Source organism: Pseudomonas sp. P110(2024), assembly GCF_057480795.1.
Genome location: NZ_JBLIYT010000003.1, coordinates 114705 through 133206 on the forward strand (window position 1 = coordinate 114705; position 18502 = coordinate 133206).

The 18502-nt window shown below is 61.0% G+C and carries 17 protein-coding genes; 4 read left to right on the forward strand and 13 right to left on the reverse strand.

Annotated elements, in window-relative coordinates:
* Positions 1-24: 24 nt before the first annotated feature.
* Positions 25-642, reverse strand: coding sequence for a DUF1826 domain-containing protein (locus tag AC25ND_RS05665; RefSeq protein ID WP_028690003.1), 618 nt, complete (start codon positions 640-642; stop codon positions 25-27).
* Positions 639-1847: a zinc metallochaperone GTPase ZigA gene (gene zigA / locus AC25ND_RS05670; RefSeq protein ID WP_028690004.1), complete on the reverse strand. Its 1209-nt coding sequence runs from the start codon at positions 1845-1847 to the stop codon at positions 639-641. Before zigA ends, AC25ND_RS05665 begins: the two co-directional genes overlap by 4 nt.
* Positions 1848-1957: 110 nt before the next feature.
* Here zigA and AC25ND_RS05675 point away from each other — a divergent pair, with 110 nt between their 5' ends.
* Both AC25ND_RS05675 and folE2 read left to right on the forward strand, forming a co-directional pair.
* Positions 1958-2335 carry a hypothetical protein gene (locus AC25ND_RS05675; protein WP_028690005.1) on the forward strand — a complete coding sequence of 126 codons (378 nt, stop codon included), beginning with the start codon at positions 1958-1960 and terminating at the stop codon, positions 2333-2335.
* 24 nt (positions 2336-2359) lie between these two features.
* Entirely contained in the window at positions 2360-3241 is an 882-nt protein-coding gene (folE2, locus tag AC25ND_RS05680) for a GTP cyclohydrolase FolE2 (protein ID WP_028690006.1), read from the forward strand.
* Positions 3242-3245: 4 nt separating this feature from the next.
* Here the strand turns inward: folE2 and AC25ND_RS05685 are convergent, their stop codons facing one another.
* A complete protein-coding gene (locus tag AC25ND_RS05685) occupies positions 3246-3773 on the reverse strand; it encodes a DUF3617 domain-containing protein (protein ID WP_050707585.1) in 528 nt (175 codons plus the stop codon).
* A 130-nt stretch (positions 3774-3903) separates the two neighbouring features.
* On the opposite strand from AC25ND_RS05685, the gene cls reads away from it, so the two are divergent.
* Complete coding sequence (gene cls, locus AC25ND_RS05690) at positions 3904-5343, forward strand: cardiolipin synthase (protein WP_486976161.1); 1440 nt, start codon at positions 3904-3906, stop codon at positions 5341-5343.
* A 35-nt stretch (positions 5344-5378) separates the two neighbouring features.
* On the opposite strand, the gene cfaB is transcribed toward cls, so the two are convergent.
* On the reverse strand, positions 5379-6563 hold the full coding sequence (gene cfaB, locus AC25ND_RS05695; protein WP_028690009.1) for a C17 cyclopropane fatty acid synthase CfaB: 1185 nt from the start codon (positions 6561-6563) through the stop codon (positions 5379-5381).
* Positions 6564-6778: 215 nt separating this feature from the next.
* On the opposite strand from cfaB, the gene lpdA reads away from it, so the two are divergent.
* The gene (gene lpdA, locus AC25ND_RS05700) at positions 6779-8179 is read left to right on the forward strand and encodes a dihydrolipoyl dehydrogenase (protein ID WP_028690010.1); all 1401 of its coding nucleotides are present in this window, start codon (positions 6779-6781) and stop codon (positions 8177-8179) included.
* A gap of 33 nt (positions 8180-8212) precedes the next feature.
* Here the strand turns inward: lpdA and hcnC are convergent, their stop codons facing one another.
* The 9 genes from hcnC to AC25ND_RS05745 all read right to left on the reverse strand — a co-directional run bounded on the left by hcnC (position 8213) and on the right by AC25ND_RS05745 (position 18262).
* Entirely contained in the window at positions 8213-9463 is a 1251-nt protein-coding gene (hcnC, locus tag AC25ND_RS05705) for a cyanide-forming glycine dehydrogenase subunit HcnC (protein ID WP_062360072.1), read from the reverse strand.
* Positions 9464-9465: 2 nt separating this feature from the next.
* Entirely contained in the window at positions 9466-10860 is a 1395-nt protein-coding gene (gene hcnB, locus AC25ND_RS05710) for a cyanide-forming glycine dehydrogenase subunit HcnB (protein WP_486976162.1), read from the reverse strand.
* Positions 10857-11171 (reverse strand): cyanide-forming glycine dehydrogenase subunit HcnA, encoded by a 315-nt coding sequence (gene hcnA / locus AC25ND_RS05715; protein WP_062360070.1) that lies wholly within the window; start codon positions 11169-11171, stop codon positions 10857-10859. Before hcnA ends, hcnB begins: the two co-directional genes overlap by 4 nt.
* Positions 11172-11339: 168 nt before the next feature.
* Positions 11340-12326, reverse strand: a complete 987-nt coding sequence (gene gntB, locus AC25ND_RS05720) for a guanitoxin biosynthesis L-arginine gamma (S) hydroxylase (protein WP_062360068.1) — start codon at positions 12324-12326, stop codon at positions 11340-11342.
* Positions 12327-12414: 88 nt separating this feature from the next.
* The gene (locus AC25ND_RS05725) at positions 12415-13530 is read right to left on the reverse strand and encodes an aminotransferase class V-fold PLP-dependent enzyme (RefSeq protein WP_063630088.1); all 1116 of its coding nucleotides are present in this window, start codon (positions 13528-13530) and stop codon (positions 12415-12417) included.
* The gene (locus tag AC25ND_RS05730; protein ID WP_182324051.1) at positions 13517-14740 is read right to left on the reverse strand and encodes an MFS transporter; all 1224 of its coding nucleotides are present in this window, start codon (positions 14738-14740) and stop codon (positions 13517-13519) included. Before AC25ND_RS05730 ends, AC25ND_RS05725 begins: the two co-directional genes overlap by 14 nt.
* On the reverse strand, positions 14737-16041 hold the full coding sequence (locus AC25ND_RS05735; protein WP_084940897.1) for an ATP-grasp domain-containing protein: 1305 nt from the start codon (positions 16039-16041) through the stop codon (positions 14737-14739). Before AC25ND_RS05735 ends, AC25ND_RS05730 begins: the two co-directional genes overlap by 4 nt.
* Complete coding sequence (locus tag AC25ND_RS05740; protein ID WP_062360061.1) at positions 16038-17099, reverse strand: threonine aldolase family protein; 1062 nt, start codon at positions 17097-17099, stop codon at positions 16038-16040. The genes AC25ND_RS05735 and AC25ND_RS05740 overlap by 4 nt, the downstream gene beginning before the upstream one ends.
* Positions 17100-17299: 200 nt before the next feature.
* Positions 17300-18262 carry a proline dehydrogenase family protein gene (locus AC25ND_RS05745; RefSeq protein WP_084940902.1) on the reverse strand — a complete coding sequence of 321 codons (963 nt, stop codon included), beginning with the start codon at positions 18260-18262 and terminating at the stop codon, positions 17300-17302.
* Positions 18263-18502: the final 240 nt, after the last annotated feature.

The window sequence follows — 18502 nt, forward strand, 5'->3', positions numbered from 1 at the left end:
GTCTATACCGCCGGGCCCCGCGATTCATGCCAACCAGTCCAGGCTCAGCAACAATCGGCGCTCCCCGGCAGGCGTCAGCGGTGACCGGTGAACCAATCCCGCGCCCTCGTTGCCCAGCCACTTCTCGCCCTTGAGCAGGGCCACCTCTCCCGCCGCCAGGCGCCGAACTTTATCCACAGCCGGTAACGACTGCTGCAAGCGCGCGCGATCGATCGCTCCCTCCGCCAGCCATTCGCTGCCCGCGCCGGCATAGGTACTGAGCAGGCGCACCGGCACATGGTCCACATGCATGCGCGGGCACATCGCCCCGTCCAGTACCCGCACGCGCACACCGAGACGACGGGCGCCCAGCAGGCAGGTATAGGCAGCCACCAGCCAAGCCACATCCGCGACGAAACCGTCATAGCCGTGCAGATCGGCGGCCTCCCTGAGCAAACCGGGCAAGGCTGGCGGGTGGCGTTCATCCACCTCGATCACCCGCTCATCGGCCAGGGATTGGCCAAGGCTGAGCACCAGGTTGGCGAAGTCCTCCACCTGGGCCGGCAGGCGGCGCTGCCAGACCGCCAGGTTGACACCATCCTGAAGGATGTCGGTCATCACCTGGGGCGATTCACCGAACACCTGGCGGATATCCACAGTCATGCCACCGCGTCCTCATGCCAGGCCCCGAAAGGATCGGGCAGACGCAGCCAGGCCATCGGCCCCAACTCCATCTCGTCGTCCGTGAGCAGGCAGGCCTCCAGCTCTGTGGATAACCGCTCGAAGTCGATGTTCTGCCCGATGAACACCAGTTCCTGGCGGCAATCGCCGCTTTCCACCGACCACTGCTTGAGGATCGCCGCGGTACTCTCTTCGTCCTGCGGCCATTGCTCTCGTGGCACGAAGCGCCACCAGCGCCCCGCCAGGCCGTGACGCATCATGCCACCGGCCTGGGACCAGCTCCCAGCCTCCTGGTACTTGCTGGCCAGCCAGAAGAAGCCCTTGGAACGCAGCAACCGGCCGTTGCTCCAGGGTGTGTGGATAAAGTCGTAGAAGCGCTGCGGGTGGAATGGCCGACGTGCCTGCCAGGTGCTGGCGGCGATGCCGTATTCCTCGGTTTCCGGCACATGCTCGCCACGCAGTTCGCGCAGCCAGCCCGGTGCCTGGGCCGCCTGGTCGAAATCGAACAGGCCGGTATCGAGGATGCGCGACAGCGCCACCTGGCCCATCACCATCGGCACGATCTGCGCCCGGGCATTGAGGCTGCGCAGGATGGCCACCAGTTCCTCACGGTCAGACTGGCTGATCAGGTCGATCTTGCTCAGCAACAGCACGTCGGCGAACTCGACCTGCTCGATCAAGAGGTCGCTGATCGAGCGCTCGTCCTGTTCACCCAAGGTCTCGCCACGGCTGGCGAGACTCTCGGCGGCCTGGTAGTCGCGCAGGAAGTTCAGCCCGTCGACCACGGTGACCATGGTGTCCAGGCGCGCCATGTCGGAGAGGCTGCGCCCCTGCTCGTCGCGAAAGGTGAAGGTCTCGGCGACCGGCAGCGGCTCGGATATTCCGGTCGACTCGATCAGCAGGTAATCGAAGCGGCCCTCACTCGCCAACCTCGCCACCTCTTCCAGCAGGTCCTCGCGCAAGGTGCAACAGATGCAGCCGTTGCTCATCTCCACCAGTTTTTCTTCCGCCCGATTCAGGCTGACGTTGCGCTGGACCTCGCTGGCATCGATGTTGATTTCGCTCATGTCGTTGACGATCACGGCGACGCGCAGGTTGTCGCGGTTGCGCAGGACATGGTTGAGCAGCGTGCTCTTGCCGGCGCCGAGGAAGCCGGACAGCACGGTGACAGGGAGACGGTTGGGCATGACTAACCTCATCGGGCAGGCGCATTCGAATCGATGCATTGCACAATGTTATATTATAACAATACAATTTCGCCAAGCCGTGTCGACCGAACGGTTGTCTGGAGAGCGTCATGAAATCATCCGGCCTCGCTGCCTTGCTGCTGCTCGCAGCACCTATGCAGCTTCTCGCCATGCCTCACACCGACCTCGCCCTGTGCACCCGCAGCGCGACCCTGCTCGCCTGCCAGGATGGCCAAGGCAACTACTACAGCGTGCGTACCGAAGGCAGCACCTTTTACCTGCGAGGCTACGAAGTAGCAGGCAAGCGCCTGTGGGCTCAGACTAACAGCCGCTACGGCACGCTGACCTTCTTCACCGGGCTGGCCAGCGACGGTGAAGCCTGGGTGGGCTACAGCCGTCGCATCGGCTGGACCACCCTCAACCGTGTCTCCAGCTCCAGCGGTCAACGCTTCAACCTGCACTGCAGCCTTGTCGGCGGTTGCCGCTGACTGCCATCACTTCAGGATCCTTCCATGTCTAGCCTTGCCCTTCCCGACATCGCCACACAAAGCAGCCAGCAGACACTGCCGCTGGACTGGGTCGGCATGTGCGGTATCGCCCTGCCGCTGCTGGTCGACGGACGCAGCCTCGGCGCGCACGCCGATGCCGGCGTGAGCCTGGATGACGGCTCAGCCCGGGGCATCCACATGTCACGGTTGTACCTGGCGCTGGAAGCGCTGGAACAGCAAGCCTTGAGTCCACGCCTGATTCGCCGGACGCTCGAGCAGTTTCTCGCCAGCCACGAGGGCCTTTCGAACGCCGCCTACCTGCGCCTGGCGTTCGATCACCTGCTCAAGCGCCCGGCGTTGGTCAGCCCGCTAGCAGGCTGGAAACGCTACCCAGTGAGCATCGACGCACAGCTGAAAGATGGAATGTTCCACGTGGAACTATCGGTGCACATTCCCTACTCCTCGACCTGCCCATGCTCGGCGGCGCTGGCCAGACAGCTGATCCAGGCGCAATTCGACCGGGACTTCGCTGGCCAGTCACTGGAGTGGGAGCGTGTTCGCCAGTGGCTCGGCAGCAGTGACGGCATCGTTGCGACACCCCATAGCCAAAGGAGCATGGCCAAGCTGCAGGTCCGTCTGGACGGCGACGCGTTCAGGCTGACCGAGTTGATCGAGACTGCGGAGGCCGCCTTGGGCACGGCCGTACAGACGGCAGTCAAGCGCGCCGACGAGCAGGCCTTCGCCCTGGCCAACGGACAGAACCTGATGTTCTGCGAGGATGCCGCCCGCCGCTTGCATGCGGCCTTGCGAACGCTAACGGGCGTAAGCGGCTTCAGCGTGCGCGTGGAACATGCAGAGAGCCTGCATGCCCACGACGCGGTGGCGGTCAGTCGTTATCGCGGGTGACCGATCAGGTACGCGGTTTGACCGTTCCACAGTCATTTCCAAGCCAGACCGCCCGTGTATCCATGCTGCCCTGCTGCTGGACCCCGGAGGCATTGAAGGTGCCGTTGACCTTGGTCAGGAACTCCCGGTCACTGAGGAAGGTGGCCTGGCCGTTACCCTGGGCCTTGGGGCAACTGAACTGGAACTTCCAGACATTGCCATTGCGCTCGGTGATCTTCTGCGTGCAGCCCGATTGCGGATCCTGCAGCGGAATGTCATTGGTCTTGACCTGCTCCGCGGTCAGGCACGAGCGCACCCCCTTGCCCCCCACCGTGATGCCCTGCTTGGCCAGGGCACCTTCCATCATCGCCCGTTGCTCCGGCGGCAGGTTCTTCAACTGACCGAGCATGAACTCCATGTCCGGCAACGGCTTGCCATCGACCTGCATGTTGCTGGTGGTCAGCTCCCACAGGCCGGGTTGCAACATCTGCGCGTGAACCAGCGGGCTGCCCAGCCCCAGCACCAGGGCGAGCAGTGGCAGACGAATCTTCATGGATGAAAGCTCCTCGAAATACCGGCTCTTGCCGGACTGAGCCGTTAGACGTCAAAAACGCCTGCGGGTTGCAGGCCACCCCTCGAACGTGGTCTGTTAGGCAGCAGTGCTCTCGGCAAGCAGGATGCGTATGGATTTCCACAGCCCCTACTTCTTCGGTTACTTGCTCGGCCTGATTCATTTGCTCGGCCTCGTCGCCGCGCTGCATGCGGTGTTCACCGTACGCACCGCCCAAGGTGCGATCGCCTGGGCCATGTCGCTGCTGTTCATCCCCTACCTCACCCTCATCCCCTACCTGGTGTTCGGCGCCCGTTCCTTCTACGCCTACATCCAGGCCCGACGCCAGGCCAACCAGGAAATGCACGTGGCCATGGCCAACCTGAACTGGCGGCCCTGGGTGGAGGAAGCGCTGACCGCCCGCGAGTCCGACAGCTACGCCGCCCTGCGCGCCATGCCCAAGCTGGGGCGCATGCCGTGTCTGGCCAACAACGAGGTGAAGCTGCTGATCGATGGCGCAGCCACCTTCGAGGCGATCTTCTCGGCCATCCGCATGGCGCGGGACACCGTGCTGGTGCAGTTCTTCATCATCCATGACGACGCCCTCGGCCGGGAGTTGCAGCAACTGCTGCTGCGCAAGGCCGCCGAAGGCGTGCAGGTGTTCGTGCTGTACGACCGCGTCGGCAGTCATGCCCTGCCAGCCAGCTACAGCCAGGTGCTGCGCGACGGCGGCGTGCAGATCGAGGCGTTCGCCACCCGGCGTGGCTGGTTCAATCGTTTCCAGGTCAACTTCCGCAACCATCGCAAGATCGTCGTGGTCGATGGCGTGCAAGGCTTTCTCGGCGGGCACAACGTGGGCGACGAATACCTCGGCGCACACCCCAAGCTGTCACCGTGGCGCGACACCCATGTGCAGATCGGCGGCCCGGTGCTGGCCTGCCTGCAAGAATCCTTCGCCGAGGACTGGTACTGGGCCACGCGCCAGCTGCCGCCGCTGATCCTGCCCGACGTCTACCCGGAGAACGGCGTACTGTGCCAGGCCTTGGCCAGCGGCCCGGCCGATCCACAGGAAACCTGTGCGCTGTTCTTCCTCGAGGCGATTCACTCGGCCACCCGGCGGGTATGGATCACCAGTCCCTATTTCATCCCCGACGAAGCCATCTTCGCCGCCCTGCGTCTGGCAGTGCTGCGGGGTGTCGACGTACGTATCCTGATTCCCTCGCGCCCCGACCACCGCATCGTCTACGCCGCCTCCAGCCTGTTCGCCTTCGAGGCTGTACGCGCCGGAGTGCGTATGTTCCGTTACCTGCCCGGTTTCCTGCACCAGAAGGTGGTGCTGGTGGACGATGAGGTCAGCGCCATCGGCAGCGCCAACCTCGACAACCGCTCGTTCCGGCTGAACTTCGAGATCACCCTGCTCACCGTGGACCGCACTTTCGCCAACCAAGTCGAACGGATGTTGGAGAATGACTTCGAACGAGCCCGGGAGATCACCGCGGAAGACAGCCGCGACACCCACCGCCTGCAACAGTTGGGGATGCGTATCGCGCGGTTGATTTCACCGATCCTGTGACCCGGCGAGCCTTGTCGGCACGCCGGGCTACCCGGTCAACGATAGAGGTCCTCACGCGTCCAAGGCAGGTCGTGGTGGCCGTCGGCGTAGGGCTTCACCGCGAGAATCTGGTGCAGGTTGATCCAGCCCTTGGTGAAGGCATAGGCGCAACCGGCCAGGTACAGGCGCCAGATACGCAAGGTCTTCTCCGGCACCAGCGCGGCGGCGCGGTGCAACTGGTTCTCCAGGTTCTCACTCCAGTGGTTGAGGGTCTTGGCGTAGTGCAGGCGCAGGCTTTCGATATCGACCACCTCCAGGCCCGCCTCGCAGATACGCGCCGTGATCATCGAGATATGCGGCAGCTCGCCGTGGGGGAACACATAACGGTCGATGAAGTCCCCCGCGCCACGGCCGACTGGGCGACCATCGACGTGCTTGGCGGTAATGCCATGGTTCATCACCAGGCCACCTTCGCGCACCGCACCGAACAGCCGCTGGCAGTACAGCTCTAGGTTGGCATGCCCGACGTGTTCGAACATGCCAACGCTGACCGCCTTGTCAAAGCGGCCATCCTGCGGCAGGTCACGGTAGTCGAGAATCTGCAGGTCGACCTTGTCGGCCAGGCCCTCCTCCTTGACCCGCTGGCGGCCCAGCTTCAGTTGCTCCTTGCTCAGGGTGATGCCGAACACCTTGGCGCCGTACTCGCGGGCGGCGAATCGTGCCAGCCCGCCCCAACCGCAACCGACATCCAGCAAGTAGTCGCCGGCCTGCAGGCGCAGCTTGCGGCACAGGTGGTCGAACTTGTCCTGCTGCGCCTGGGCCAGGGTGTTGTCCGGTTCCTTGAAGTAGGCGCAGGAATAGACCATGTCCGGGTCGAGCCACAGTCGGTAGAAATCGTTGGACAGGTCGTAGTGGTAGGAAATGGCTTCGGCGTCGGTGCGCTTGTCATGGGAAGTGCGCTCCGGCACAAACTCGTCTTCATCCTTGAGCAATGCTTCGCTGAGCTCGTCGCAGACCCGGATGACTTCACCGATATCACCTTCCAGTTCCAGCTTGCCTTCAACGAAGGCAGAGCCAAGCTCATCCAGGTTCGGATGGGTGAGCTGGGTGATCAGCTGGGGTTCCTTGACCAGGATGGTAACCTGCGGGCTCGGCCCCAGGTCGAACTGGTTGCCGTCCCACAGCTTGACGCGCAAAGGTAAGTGCAGGCTCTGCAATGCGGGTGGAAGTTGCGCAAGCATTCATGACCCTCCCTTTCATTGATACGGACGCCAAGCCTCAAGGTGTCGGACGTCACCGGATCAGGGTAGTTCATTCGTGCGAAGTTTCCGTTAATCGCGACCATAGTCTAGAACTATCTGGTCCGGGTCACCCAACAGATTGTATACAATCTTCATCACTCAGACTAACCTTGTGCCCCTCTTCGCTTCCTCACACTCTCGGAGTAACGAAACCCATGAAATCCTATGACGTGGTGATCATCGGCGGCGGCCCCGGCGGCTACAACGCAGCGATCCGTGCCGGCCAGCTGGGCCTGAGCGTGGCCTGTGTCGAAGGTCGCTCGACCTTGGGCGGCACCTGCCTGAACGTTGGCTGCATGCCGTCGAAGGCACTGCTGCATGCGTCCGAGCTCTACGAGGCGGCCAGCGGCGAAGAGTTCGCCCACCTGGGGATCGAGGTCAAGCCGACCCTCAACCTGGGCCAGATGATGAAGCAGAAAGACGAAAGCGTGACCGGCCTGACCAAGGGCATCGAGTACCTGTTCCGTAAGAACAAGGTCGACTGGGTCAAGGGCTGGGGCCGCCTGGACGGCGCCGGCAAAGTGCTGGTCAAGGCCGAGGACGGCAGCGAAACCACCCTGCAGGCCAAGGACATCGTCATCGCCACCGGCTCCGAACCCACGCCACTGCCCGGTGTGACCATCGACAACCAGCGCATCATCGATTCCACCGGCGCCCTGTCGCTGCCTCAGGTGCCCAAGCACCTGGTCGTGATCGGCGCCGGCGTGATCGGCCTGGAGCTGGGTTCGGTATGGCGCCGCCTGGGTGCCGAAGTAACGGTGATCGAATACCTCGACCGCATCTGCCCGGGCACCGATGAGGAAACCGCCAAGACCCTGCAGAAGGCCCTGGCCAAGCAAGGCATGACCTTCAAGCTCGGCAGCAAGGTGACCCAGGCCACATCCAGCGCCGACGGCGTCAGCCTGACCCTGGAGCCCGCCGCCGGTGGCAACGCCGAAACCCTGCAGGCCGACTATGTGCTGGTGGCCATCGGTCGCCGTCCGTATACCAAGGGCCTGAACCTGGAAAGCGTGGGGCTGGAAACCGACAAGCGCGGCATGCTCGCCAACGACCATCACCGCAGCGCGGTCCCAGGCATCTGGGTGATCGGCGACGTCACCTCCGGCCCGATGCTGGCGCACAAGGCCGAGGATGAAGCGGTGGCGTGCATCGAGCGCATCGCCGGCAAGCCGCATGAGGTGAACTACAACCTGATCCCAGGCGTCATCTACACCCGCCCGGAACTGGCCACTGTCGGCAAGACCGAAGAGCAGCTCAAGGCCGAAGGCCGTGCCTACAAGGTCGGCAAATTCCCCTTCACCGCCAACAGCCGGGCCAAGATCAACCATGAGACCGAAGGCTTCGCCAAGGTCATCGCCGACGCCGTCACCGACGAGGTCCTGGGCGTGCACCTGGTGGGCCCGAGCGTGAGCGAGATGATCGGCGAGTTCTGCGTGGCCATGGAATTCTCGGCCTCGGCCGAGGACATCGCCCTCACCTGCCACCCGCACCCGACCCGCTCCGAGGCCCTGCGCCAGGCGGCGATGAATGTGGATGGGAAAGCGATGCAGATCTGATTCCTGGGGGCCGCTTTGCGGCCCCCGCATCCATCAACCGTGCGCCAACTGTTTATCCATTCCCCCATGGAAGCGCGACGCCAAAAATGGCGTGATATCCAACGGTAACGCCTCATTGTGGACAACCTTGTCCAACAGCACACCGGTAATGGCCGACGTGAGGATTCCGGTACGGAAATGCCCACAGGCATTGAAGTAGCCCTGAACATTATCCACAGGCCCGAGAATCGGCAGTTCGTCCGGTGACCCAGGGCGCAGGCCGGCCCAGGTGCGCTTGAGGTTCACCTGCGCCAGCTGCGGCACGCAACGGATCGCGCCCTGCACAAGGCCACTGATTTCCGGGAAAGTGTTGCTGACATCGAAGCCCTTCTCTTCGGTGGTGCTGCCGATCAGGATCTCGCCATTGTCCTTCTGCGCCATGTAGCAATCGCTGGTGGTGATGCAGCCATCGAGCAGTTTGGGCAGGCGCTCGGTCAGCACGATCTGGCCCTTCACCGGCTTGACCGGAATACTCTCCCCCGTCGCCCATTCGCTCAGCTCCGCGGCCCAGGCGCCAGCAGCATTGATCAACGTGCCGCAATGGAACTCGCCGGCCTCGGCAGTGCGCACGCCCTTGATTCGCGAGCCTTCATGCAGCACGCCGGTGATGTTCACGTTCGGGTAAAGGTCGACACCGTTCTGCCGCGCCGCCTCCATGTAGGCATCACCCAGGCGGAACGGGCTGACCTGGTGGTCGCAGAGAAACTCCAGCGCGCCATTGGCCTTGAGCGTCACCGCCGGCTCCGAGGCCCGCAGCGCGTCACGGTCGAGCCAGCGAACCTGGTCGGCCAGGTGCGGGATCTGCTTGACGATGTGCTCGGCGTACAGCTGGTCTTCTTCATCCTGGATGATGTACTTGAGCCCGGTGCGTTCGAACTTGAAGTCCATGCCGTGGCGCTCGATCAGTTCCTGGTGCAGCTGTGGATAAAGCGCGTTGGACTGCAGGGCGAAGTCGAAGAAGCATTCCGGCAGGATATGCGGCGTGCTCGAGTCGACCACCACCGCGGCGCCGTTGGCCTCACGCTTGTTGCGCGAGGACATCATGCGAAAGAAGATCACCCCGCAGCCCAGCCCCACCGACTCACCGATGGCCCACAGGCCGCCGGCCGAGGCGCGGGTGGCGTTGCCCGGACGCTTGCAGTCGATCAGGGCGATCTTCAGGTTGTGCCGCTTGGACAGCTGGTAGGCACAAGACGCGCCGATCACACCGCCACCGGCAATGATGATGTCGTAATGCTTGTTCATGTTCAGGCCTCCGTGCCGAGTTGTTCGAATGCGGAAAAAGGGATCGGGTCCACCGGGAAGCGCGGACGCAGCCAGCCCACGTCCGCGCGGCCGGTGGCGCTGCGCAGGCGGTCGCTGCAGTAGCCGACGCACATGCGCCCCTGGCAGTCGCCCATGCTTACCCGGGTACGCATCTTCAGGCTGGCCATGTCCTCCACACCCTGCTCCAGGGCCAGGTCAATCTGATCGCGGGTGACGTTTTCGCAACGGCAGATCACCGTATCGGCCTGGGGCAGCTGGATCTGCGCCGCGCCGCGCGCGGTGTAGCGTTCCACCCCGGAACGGAAGCGCTTGATCGCCGCCAGCTTGCCCAGGAAGCGTTCACGGCGCTCGATCGCCTGCTCGGCATCGAGCTTGCCCATCTGCTGCAACATCGACACCGCGGCGATACGCCCGGTGAGCATCGCTGCCTCGCCACCGCGAATACCGGCCATGTCGCCGGCCAGGTGAATGTTCGGCTGGCTGCTCTGCTGCCACACGTTGCACTCGGCGCGCAGGTAGCCGTCCTCGCTGAAACCATGGGCCAGGCCCAGTTGCTGGCTGAGCTGGGTCCGCGGAATGAAGCCGTAGCCCACCGCCAGGGTGCGCACCTGCTCGCGCTGGATGCGGGTCATGTCCGGCTGCCAATCCTGGGTGTAGGGGGCGACCTGGACCTCCTGCAATTCGCCGTCACCCGTGGCGCCCACCACGCCCCAGCCGTAATGCATGGGGATGCTGTTGAGCTTCATGTAGGCCAGCATGCTCAGGCCGTCGAGGAACAGCTGCGGCTTGTTCATCAACGCCAGGCTTTCCTTGGCGATACGGTTGAACGAGCTGGCCTCGTACACGCCGGCCACCTTGGCGCCGGCGGCGTGCAGCTGGCACGCGACCAGTGGCAGCAACGGCCCGGTACCGGCAATCAGCGTGCTGCCCAGTGGCTTGACCACGCCACTCTTGATCTGCAGCTGCAAGCCGCCGAGCAGGATCACACCGGGCAAGGTCCAGCCAGGGAACGGCACGTTGCGCTCGTGGCATCCGGCGGCCAACAGCAGGTGCGAGTAGTCGATCTCGTGCAGCTGTTCATCAGCGTCGAGGACCATCAGCCGTTGATCGTCCCCACCCACCACGCGATGGTTCAGGCGCAGGTCGATGCGCTCGGCGCAGGCGGCGAAATCTTCATGCAGCTTGGTCAGAGCCTTGGTGTAGCGCGGCCCCAGGTAGCCCAGGTCGACACCCGCGCGCAGCGGGCCCCGATAGACCACGCCACCGGGGCGCGACGCCTCGTCGAACAGCAGGCAATCCACGCCATGTTCGGCCAGCTCGATGGCGGCGCCCATGCCGGCCGAACCGCCACCGACGATCACGGGACGAAGGCTCATGGGTGGGCCTCCTCTTGCACGCGATTGACCTCGGTCTCGATGCTCATGCCCGGCTTGACGATGGTCTGGCAGGCGCGACGCTTGGGACGACCATCGATCTGCACCAGGCAGCAATGGCAGACGCCCATGCCGCAGAAGGCACCGCTGAGCTGACCATGATCGTTGCGGGCGACCTGGCGCAGCCCGACGGCGTTCAAGACGGTCAGCACGGTCTCCCCTGGGGCGACAACCACTGGAAGACCGTTCAGATGAATCGTCAGGCCATCACCCGACAGCGGCTGAATATCGAGTTTCCTTACCAGCATCAGCATTACCTCGTCGTCCTTGTTGTTTAAGCAGGATCGAGAAGGTAAGGCAGATTCCGACAGCAAAATATGACCTATGCCATGACAACCACACCACAGGTCTTGTCATTTGACCGACGGAGAGTCACGCCGATGGCTAATGCGACGTTTCTGGAACGCATTAGCCATAACAAGTCACTCCGTGGTCATGACTGCGCTGATCTTTCCGCTTCGGTAAGCTTCGAAAATCTGCGCAAGGCTCGACCTCGCATCGCCCTTCGCAGTGAAGATTCCCCCACAACCGAGATTCGCCTCGGCGTAGTCGGGATCGTCCATCAGCACCCTGTGTGCCTTGGCAAGATTCCAGAAAGGCACGCCAGCAAACAAATGATGGGTCAGGTGATAGTTGTCGCCGTGCATACCGATGAACAGCCGCTCCAAGAGGTTTGGAAAACGGTTGCGCGTCAGCTTCACTTCATCCTTGTACACCCCGAACATGCCGAAATGCTCTGAAATTTCCGAGAACCAGCCGATGACTTGAAACGCGGTGAAGTACGGCACGAGCCAGAACAGCAGATAGCCCCACGGTCCGACCGAATACCAGAACACCGCCAGTATCACCGCGTGCACCAGGAGCAATTTGAGACCTTGCACCGGCTTGGCCACGACATCGCCTGCACGATTCTTCACCAGATAGACGAAGTACTGCGATGTGTTGGTCAGCGTGATGCTCCTGAGCAAGTGACGCAGGAGGAAATCCATTCGGTCACTGGCAGCATACAGACCAGAGTCGATGTAGTACCTGTGGTCGGGGTCCGTCTGCTGGTCCCCCAGGTGATGGTGATGCATCTGCACATGAGAGCGGCGATACGCCTCATAGTTCTGGAAGATCGGATAGGCAAGCAGATACTCCCCGATGGCCCGACACAGCACCTTGTTGTTCATCAAGGTCATATGCGCCGCTTCATGCAACAAGGAGGCGAGCGCCCGTTGACGTGAACCGATCAGGAGTACGGTCAGGAGATAGAAGTAAGGGCTCTGCTGACTCAGGTATACCGCAAGTCCGATCACTGCCAGATCGAGCGAAAGCGCAAGCGCCCAGTGCCAATTGTCCTTCTTGTACAAAGGACGCAAGCGCTCCTTGATCTCGGTCGACGGTTTGAATCTGTTCACATCGTTCATCGAAAGTCCCTGTTCGTAAGTCGAGGCGATGGAAGGCCTCCAGCACCTGGCGCAGGCCTGGCCAAGGTGCCGGTCTGGCCGCTAGGGTCTAATGCATGTTTCGCAGCAGGCGCATGAACTGTTCGGCTTGTGAAACGGTGCTGCCGTGTCCCAGCGAGACCCGCACAAACCGCTCACCCCGGCCTTTCATGAAGTAGGGCGTATGTGAGGCGTGGCCGGCCCAACAGTTGATGCCATCGGCGCGAAGCCGGGCGACGGTTTCCGGTGCGGGCAATGCGTCATGGAAGAACGAAACGATGGCGCGTTGCCGCGCGCCTGGAAGGATCAATTGCAGACGCGCATCACCCTTGAGCTCCTCCACCAGGAACCGGTAGGCCGCACAATCATCGACATAACCGCCCCTCAGGCGATCCTGCACAGCGATGTTCAGCCCCATGAGCGCGGCACTGTTTCGCTCTGCGTACTCAAAGCATCGGGCATCGTGCTGATCCAGGCACACACCATCGTTCACGGTGAAGGTCGCCCGGTGCAGATCGGTGAATCTCGGCGCGGCAACGGCACGGAACGCCTTGGACAGATACGCAAATCCGGTGCCTCTGGGGCCACAGAGAAACTTGCGCCCTGCAGCCGTGAGCACATCGCAGCCGATGCTTTTGACATCGATCGGCAGCATCCCCACCGACTGGCAGGCGTCGAGGAAAAACACACAAGGATGCGCCTGCAATAGCCTACCGATGCTCTGCACGTCATTGACGATGCCGCAACAGGAAGGTACATGAACGATCGAGACAAGCTTGACGTCTTCTCGTAGATGTTCGGCCAGCCACGTCAGGTCGAGATCGCCATTTTCCAGCAAGGGAATGACTTCGACCACGACACCATGGCGCTGGCGCAAGCGATCCAGTGCAATCAAGTTGCCCGCATACTCATAAGGCGTTACCAGTACACGGTCGCCGCCGTTCCAGTCCAGGGCATCGAGCGCCGTCACCCAGGCCTTGGTCGCACTGTCGAACAGAGCGATGTCCGCCGGCAGTGCCCCGATGAGGCGTGCGACGTTGGCGTATATCTCGTACTCCAGCACTGCCGAACCGGCCAGCTCGGCCTCATAGGCGCCATGCTCGCGTTCATCTTGCAGGAAGGCCTGCATCACCTCCAATGCCTGCGCCGACATCACACCCGCGCCAGCGGTATTAAAGTGGATCATCTTTACCGTCCTTGGCTTTGCAACCCATGTAGTAGAACCCTGTGGCCAGCACCACGCACAGGCACAACACATAGAACATGACCTGTGGCTGATACATCGAAAGTGCCAACCCACAAAGCATCGGCCCCAATGCCGCGCCGAGGTTCGACAGGTTCTGTGCGCCGTAATAGATGCCTCGCAGATGCGCGGGTGCGATGAAGTCGATGAACAGGTACTCGGTGGGAATGATGATGATTTCACCAATGGTGAACACGATCATCGCAATGACCCAGAACGGCACCTGCTCTGCCTGACTGAAGCCGATCAGCCCCACCAAAAAGAACAGCATGCCCAGGCACAGCATGCGGAACAGGTTGTTCTGGTTGATCCGAGCCCCCACCAAGTACTGCAGGCCAATGACCACGCAGGCGTTGGTCGTTACCAGATAGTTGATGACCTGGTAGGTATGCTCCGGCGTGCCGGTCACCAGCAGGTACTGGGATAGGTAAGCCGAGAACTGGCCGAATACGACGACGCTGAGCAGCCCGCCCAAGGTAAAGCACACCAGTCGATAGTCCTTGAGCAGATACCCCATTACCTCGAGGAATCCTGTCTGAGGTGGAACATCGCTAGCCGCTTTGCCCAACTTGGTTCCGAACAAGGCATACAGCAGAACGAAACCCACCCCGACCCAACTCGCAGCCGCGAATGGCAATCCAGGCCCGGCTTTGGCCAGTAGAACCCCCAGGAATGGCCCCGCGGCAAATCCGATGTTGGTAAGCGTGTACTTGACCGAGAACACCGCTCCTCTTCGTTGCGCCGCGACCAACGTGCCAATGCCCGCCTTGATGGCGATGTCGATGACCGCATAGGCCAGGTTGACCACCACGATCGCCAGAAAGAACAGCGCCATCGAGTCAGTGAGGAAGGCAGCGCCAAACGCAAGGGCAAACAGGCTTCCGGCCACCACCAGGATCCGGTGGTTGGAAAATCGGTCGACCAGGAACCCTCCATACAGGCTGAGCAGGGAACTCGCTATGAGTGCCCCGCCCAATGCCAGTCCGACATCGGCAACACCCAGGCCAAACCGCTGCGCACAGTAGACCACCAGATAGGGCAATGTCATTGCCCGTGCCAGGGTCAGGATAAACGTGGCCGACAGCATCACCATCACTGGCGTGGTGTACACCCGGCCCTCAGCCAGCGTCAGCTCGGCCGCCCCCGGCTTCATGCCAGCATGCCCTGATAGATGGCGGACTCGGCCTCCCGCAACAACTGGATGCTGTCCTGGATGGAAGAACGATCCTTGTCCAGGATGAACACGTGGCCAGGAGAGTTCTCCAGCGAGTTGGTCTCGCTGAGCATGCCCTCATGCTGGATCTTGATGCTGTGCAAACCAGGGATATGCTTCCACACGGCGACATCGGGAAGGCGCTTGATCTCACCACTGGCGCGCGCAATGAGGAAGACGCAACTGGAGTGGAAAAACAATTTCTTCCTGGGCTTGGCGCGGTAATCCAGGAATCCTTGCGGATTGACCAGCGACTCCACCCACAGATTGAGCTGGTTATGCCCGAGGGCACGGGTATAGGCTGAAAGATCGATCCCTCCCGGCATTCTTGCGGCGGTCTCGAGCAGCACCGGCTCATCATTGACGATCATGAGTTCGCTGTGCCCGACGCCGTGCTTGATACCCAAGGCATCCAGGACCGAAAAGACATACTCGGACAACCGGCTATACACATCCTGATTGTCGACCGGGCACATCAGCTGGTTGTAGTCATGCACCGGCGCGGCACCGATGCGGGTACGGTACACACGAATGATCTCACTGACAAAATGCTGTCCATCCACGCTGACGGTATTGACGCAATACTCAATGTCGACGTCGCGCCCCTTGTCAGCCTTCATTTCTGAATAAAAGTCGGCGTTATCCAGGTACTGCTGAACGAGTACTTGCTCATTCTGCGCGAGGAAGATATTGCGACTGCCCTTGACGGCTGCGAAGGCACTTTCCACCTCGGCGGCATTGGTGCAGATATGGATGTTGTCGGAGCCGGCGCTGTTGATCGGCTTCAAGACGACCGGGAAGAGATTCTGCTCCTCGATCCATTCCTGGATCTTGACCAGCTCCGCCGAGCGGAAATGCTTGATCGAGCGAACGCCCGCACGCTTCAGCGCCTCATGCATTTCGTACTTGTTTCTCCAACGTACCGCGTGTGCCGGATTGTTGTGACGCGCGACATTGAAATGCGCAGCCAGGTCAGCCGCCAATTCGACCCCGAACTCACACCCTGCCAGGACAAATTGAACGTTGTACTGGCTCAGTTGCTCGTCGAGCAAGGCGTCGGAAATGTAGGGAAGGTCTTTGATAAAATCTGCCGGCCGAAACCACGACTCGTAGAACGCGTTGACATTGTCCGTCGAACGGACATGAATGCACTCGTAACCACGGGAGATGAACGCCGGGGCAATCAGACTTCCTATGGAGTATGCATCCACAACCACGACCACATTTTTCTTGAAGATCATTTGGCGGTCTCCGTGGTATGGGCAAGATCACGCACCAATGTCTTGATCAGCTCCGCGGCCTTGATGATGTGCTCACGATCGACGTTGATATGCGGGACAAGACGAATCTCCTTGTCGTTGTAGGGAAGCCCGCCCACACCTCGCTCCCTGAGCCGTTCGGCAAAATGCATCGGTGTAACGCCAAGACGGGAAATATCCAGGGTCACCATGTTGGTGCCTTTGTAGCCCGAACGCGCGTGCTCCATGACACTGAGTTGTTGATGCAGCAGCGCCGCGTGCTCATGGTCCTCGGCCAGGCGCTCAATGTTGTTGCGCATGGCATACAGGCCCGCAGCCGCCATCATGCCGGCCTGGTGCTGATCTCCCCCAAACCATTTGCGGTACTTCCTGACTTGTTGGATGAGCTCGCGCGATCCCATCATGATCGAGCCAACCGGCGCTCCAAGCCCCTTGGACAAACACATGGACAACAGGTCGGCGTTATCGGTGTAGGACGTCACGTCGATACCTGTCGCGATGGAGGCATGCAGAATGCGTGCGCCATCCAGATAGCGGTAGGCGTCGATTTGCTTGGCATAGGAGAACACGCGATTCATCTGCTCAAGCGGAAATACAGCCCCCCCCTTGCAACCCAACGTATTTTCCACAACAACGACTCGCGGCATTGCGTAGTTCTGGTTCCAACGGCACTTGGATGCGTACAGCCGCTCGAGGTCGGCTACGTCGAACAGGCCATCGTCATGACGGGTCAGGGAAAAGTTCACACCTGAAAATGCCGACGTTGAAGCCGCTTCATAGAAATTTATGTGGTAAGAGGCATCCAGAAATATTTCATCACCTGGCCGGGTCATGGCCTTGATTGCCAGCTGGTTGCTCAAGGTGCCCCCCGTGGTGAATAACGCGGATTCCTTCTGAAAATAGTCCGCGCAATATTCTTCCAAGGCACGGACACTGGGGTCCTCGCCAAAACAGTCGTCACCGACCTCGGCCTCGTAAATTGCCTTACGCATGCCCTCCGTGGGCTTTGTCACCGTATCACTTCTGAGGTCAATGAACATGTCGACTTCCTTATTTATCGTGTGCAAGGCATGCTTATTCACACGGTCAACCGCGTGATATATTCACTTTTAATAACAGCAACTTATTCAGTTTGCGAAAATGGCGTGACGAGGTATGAACGATCATTGATACCTCTCACTTTCGCTGCGCTCAACTACTGAAGCAGGCCCCTTGTCTGATCAACAAGTGACAAGGCGGATTAGTACCCAGCCCCAAAAACAACACGGGAGGGTTCGCTGAAATCGGCGAGCGCCCCCAGGATTTCCTGCGGCGACTCCGCCAAGCGATGCAGGAAGTGCAAATACCAACTACCGCCGTACACCGCATAGATGCGGCAAGGCAGTCCGGCTTCCTTGGCCTGGCGCATCAAGGCGGGTTGCACGCCGTGGAGCATTTCCAGCTCCAGACTCGCAGAGCCGCGCGGCTCTGCCAGGATACGGGCAATCATGGTTGGATCCTGGGTCGCACAACTTACGGGAACACCCGCGTCCAGGATCAAGCGCAGCATGTCCAGGTAGCGTTGATCGAGCGCCTCGCCACGTGGCAGCGCGACTTCTTGAGGTTCGTTGTAAACCCCCTTGACCAACCTGATCTTGCGCCGATGACCAAGGACCTTCGGAAGGTCATCGAGGGTGCGGTGCAGGTAGGCCTGGAGGGTCACGCCAACGTTTGCGTATTCAGGCGCCAGTTCCCCGTAGACCTCGAGGATGCGGTCCACCGAGGAGGCATGCTCCATGCTGATCATGACTGGAATGTCATGCTCGGCGGCAGCGGAAATGATCGTGGCAGCGTTCCTGTACGCGGTATCCTGGGACAAGGCCAGGCCAACAGCGCTCAGGTCAAAGCTCAGTTGGGGCCTGAGACCAGCCCCGACGAATGGCTTGATAGAGGCCAGATACTCATCGACGAAACGCTGGACGACAACAGGGTCGGCGTTCTCCTCGCCCACGTACTCGGCGCTCAGCGCATAGCCCTTCCCCGCGAGTAACTGAAGTTTTGGAAGCAGTTCTTCGCGATCTGCGCCGAGGAAGTAGCGCTTAGCGGCAGGCTCGAACAATTTGAAGAACAAGGAGTCTTCGTTGAATGCCTCCCTGCATGCTTTGTTCATCGCAAGTTTCTTGAGGGCAGCGGCGGCTAGCGTACACGTTTCCTGGGAAACCATCAGTCTCTCTCCTTGAGCAGCGCAACGGCGTACGTCTGTGTACAGCCTCTCGACAAGATTCAAAATCAGAGAAGGCAATCAGCGGCAAAATCCTAAGTAGCCTTTGTTTATTTTGTCCAGTATCGACGCGCAAAGGCAGACCTCAGTCAAACCGTACAAATAGATGTTTACCGTTTTGCGACACGTCAGCGTCCACATGTCAGTTAGCGACAGAAGAACTCAGGCAATCGAATATCGTCG

Bases quoted from the DNA above. Each gene is read 5' to 3' on its own strand.
- AC25ND_RS05665 (WP_028690003.1), bottom strand. From the start codon at position 642: ATGACTGTGGATATCCGCCAGGTGTTCGGTGAATCGCCCCAGGTGATG.
- AC25ND_RS05735 (WP_084940897.1), bottom strand. From the start codon at position 16,041: ATGATCTTCAAGAAAAATGTGGTCGTGGTTGTGGATGCATACTCCATA.
- AC25ND_RS05675 (WP_028690005.1), top strand. From the start codon at position 1,958: ATGAAATCATCCGGCCTCGCTGCCTTGCTGCTGCTCGCAGCACCTATG.
- AC25ND_RS05725 (WP_063630088.1), bottom strand. From the start codon at position 13,530: ATGATCCACTTTAATACCGCTGGCGCGGGTGTGATGTCGGCGCAGGCA.
- AC25ND_RS05685 (WP_050707585.1), bottom strand. From the start codon at position 3,773: ATGAAGATTCGTCTGCCACTGCTCGCCCTGGTGCTGGGGCTGGGCAGC.
- AC25ND_RS05740 (WP_062360061.1), bottom strand. From the start codon at position 17,099: ATGTTCATTGACCTCAGAAGTGATACGGTGACAAAGCCCACGGAGGGC.
- hcnC (WP_062360072.1), bottom strand. From the start codon at position 9,463: ATGAACAAGCATTACGACATCATCATTGCCGGTGGCGGTGTGATCGGC.
- folE2 (WP_028690006.1), top strand. From the start codon at position 2,360: ATGTCTAGCCTTGCCCTTCCCGACATCGCCACACAAAGCAGCCAGCAG.
- hcnA (WP_062360070.1), bottom strand. From the start codon at position 11,171: ATGCTGATGCTGGTAAGGAAACTCGATATTCAGCCGCTGTCGGGTGAT.
- gntB (WP_062360068.1), bottom strand. From the start codon at position 12,326: ATGAACGATGTGAACAGATTCAAACCGTCGACCGAGATCAAGGAGCGC.
- AC25ND_RS05730 (WP_182324051.1), bottom strand. From the start codon at position 14,740: ATGAAGCCGGGGGCGGCCGAGCTGACGCTGGCTGAGGGCCGGGTGTAC.
- AC25ND_RS05745 (WP_084940902.1), bottom strand. From the start codon at position 18,262: ATGGTTTCCCAGGAAACGTGTACGCTAGCCGCCGCTGCCCTCAAGAAA.
- hcnB (WP_486976162.1), bottom strand. From the start codon at position 10,860: ATGAGCCTTCGTCCCGTGATCGTCGGTGGCGGTTCGGCCGGCATGGGC.
- cfaB (WP_028690009.1), bottom strand. From the start codon at position 6,563: ATGCTTGCGCAACTTCCACCCGCATTGCAGAGCCTGCACTTACCTTTG.
- lpdA (WP_028690010.1), top strand. From the start codon at position 6,779: ATGAAATCCTATGACGTGGTGATCATCGGCGGCGGCCCCGGCGGCTAC.
- cls (WP_486976161.1), top strand. From the start codon at position 3,904: ATGGATTTCCACAGCCCCTACTTCTTCGGTTACTTGCTCGGCCTGATT.
- zigA (WP_028690004.1), bottom strand. From the start codon at position 1,847: ATGCCCAACCGTCTCCCTGTCACCGTGCTGTCCGGCTTCCTCGGCGCC.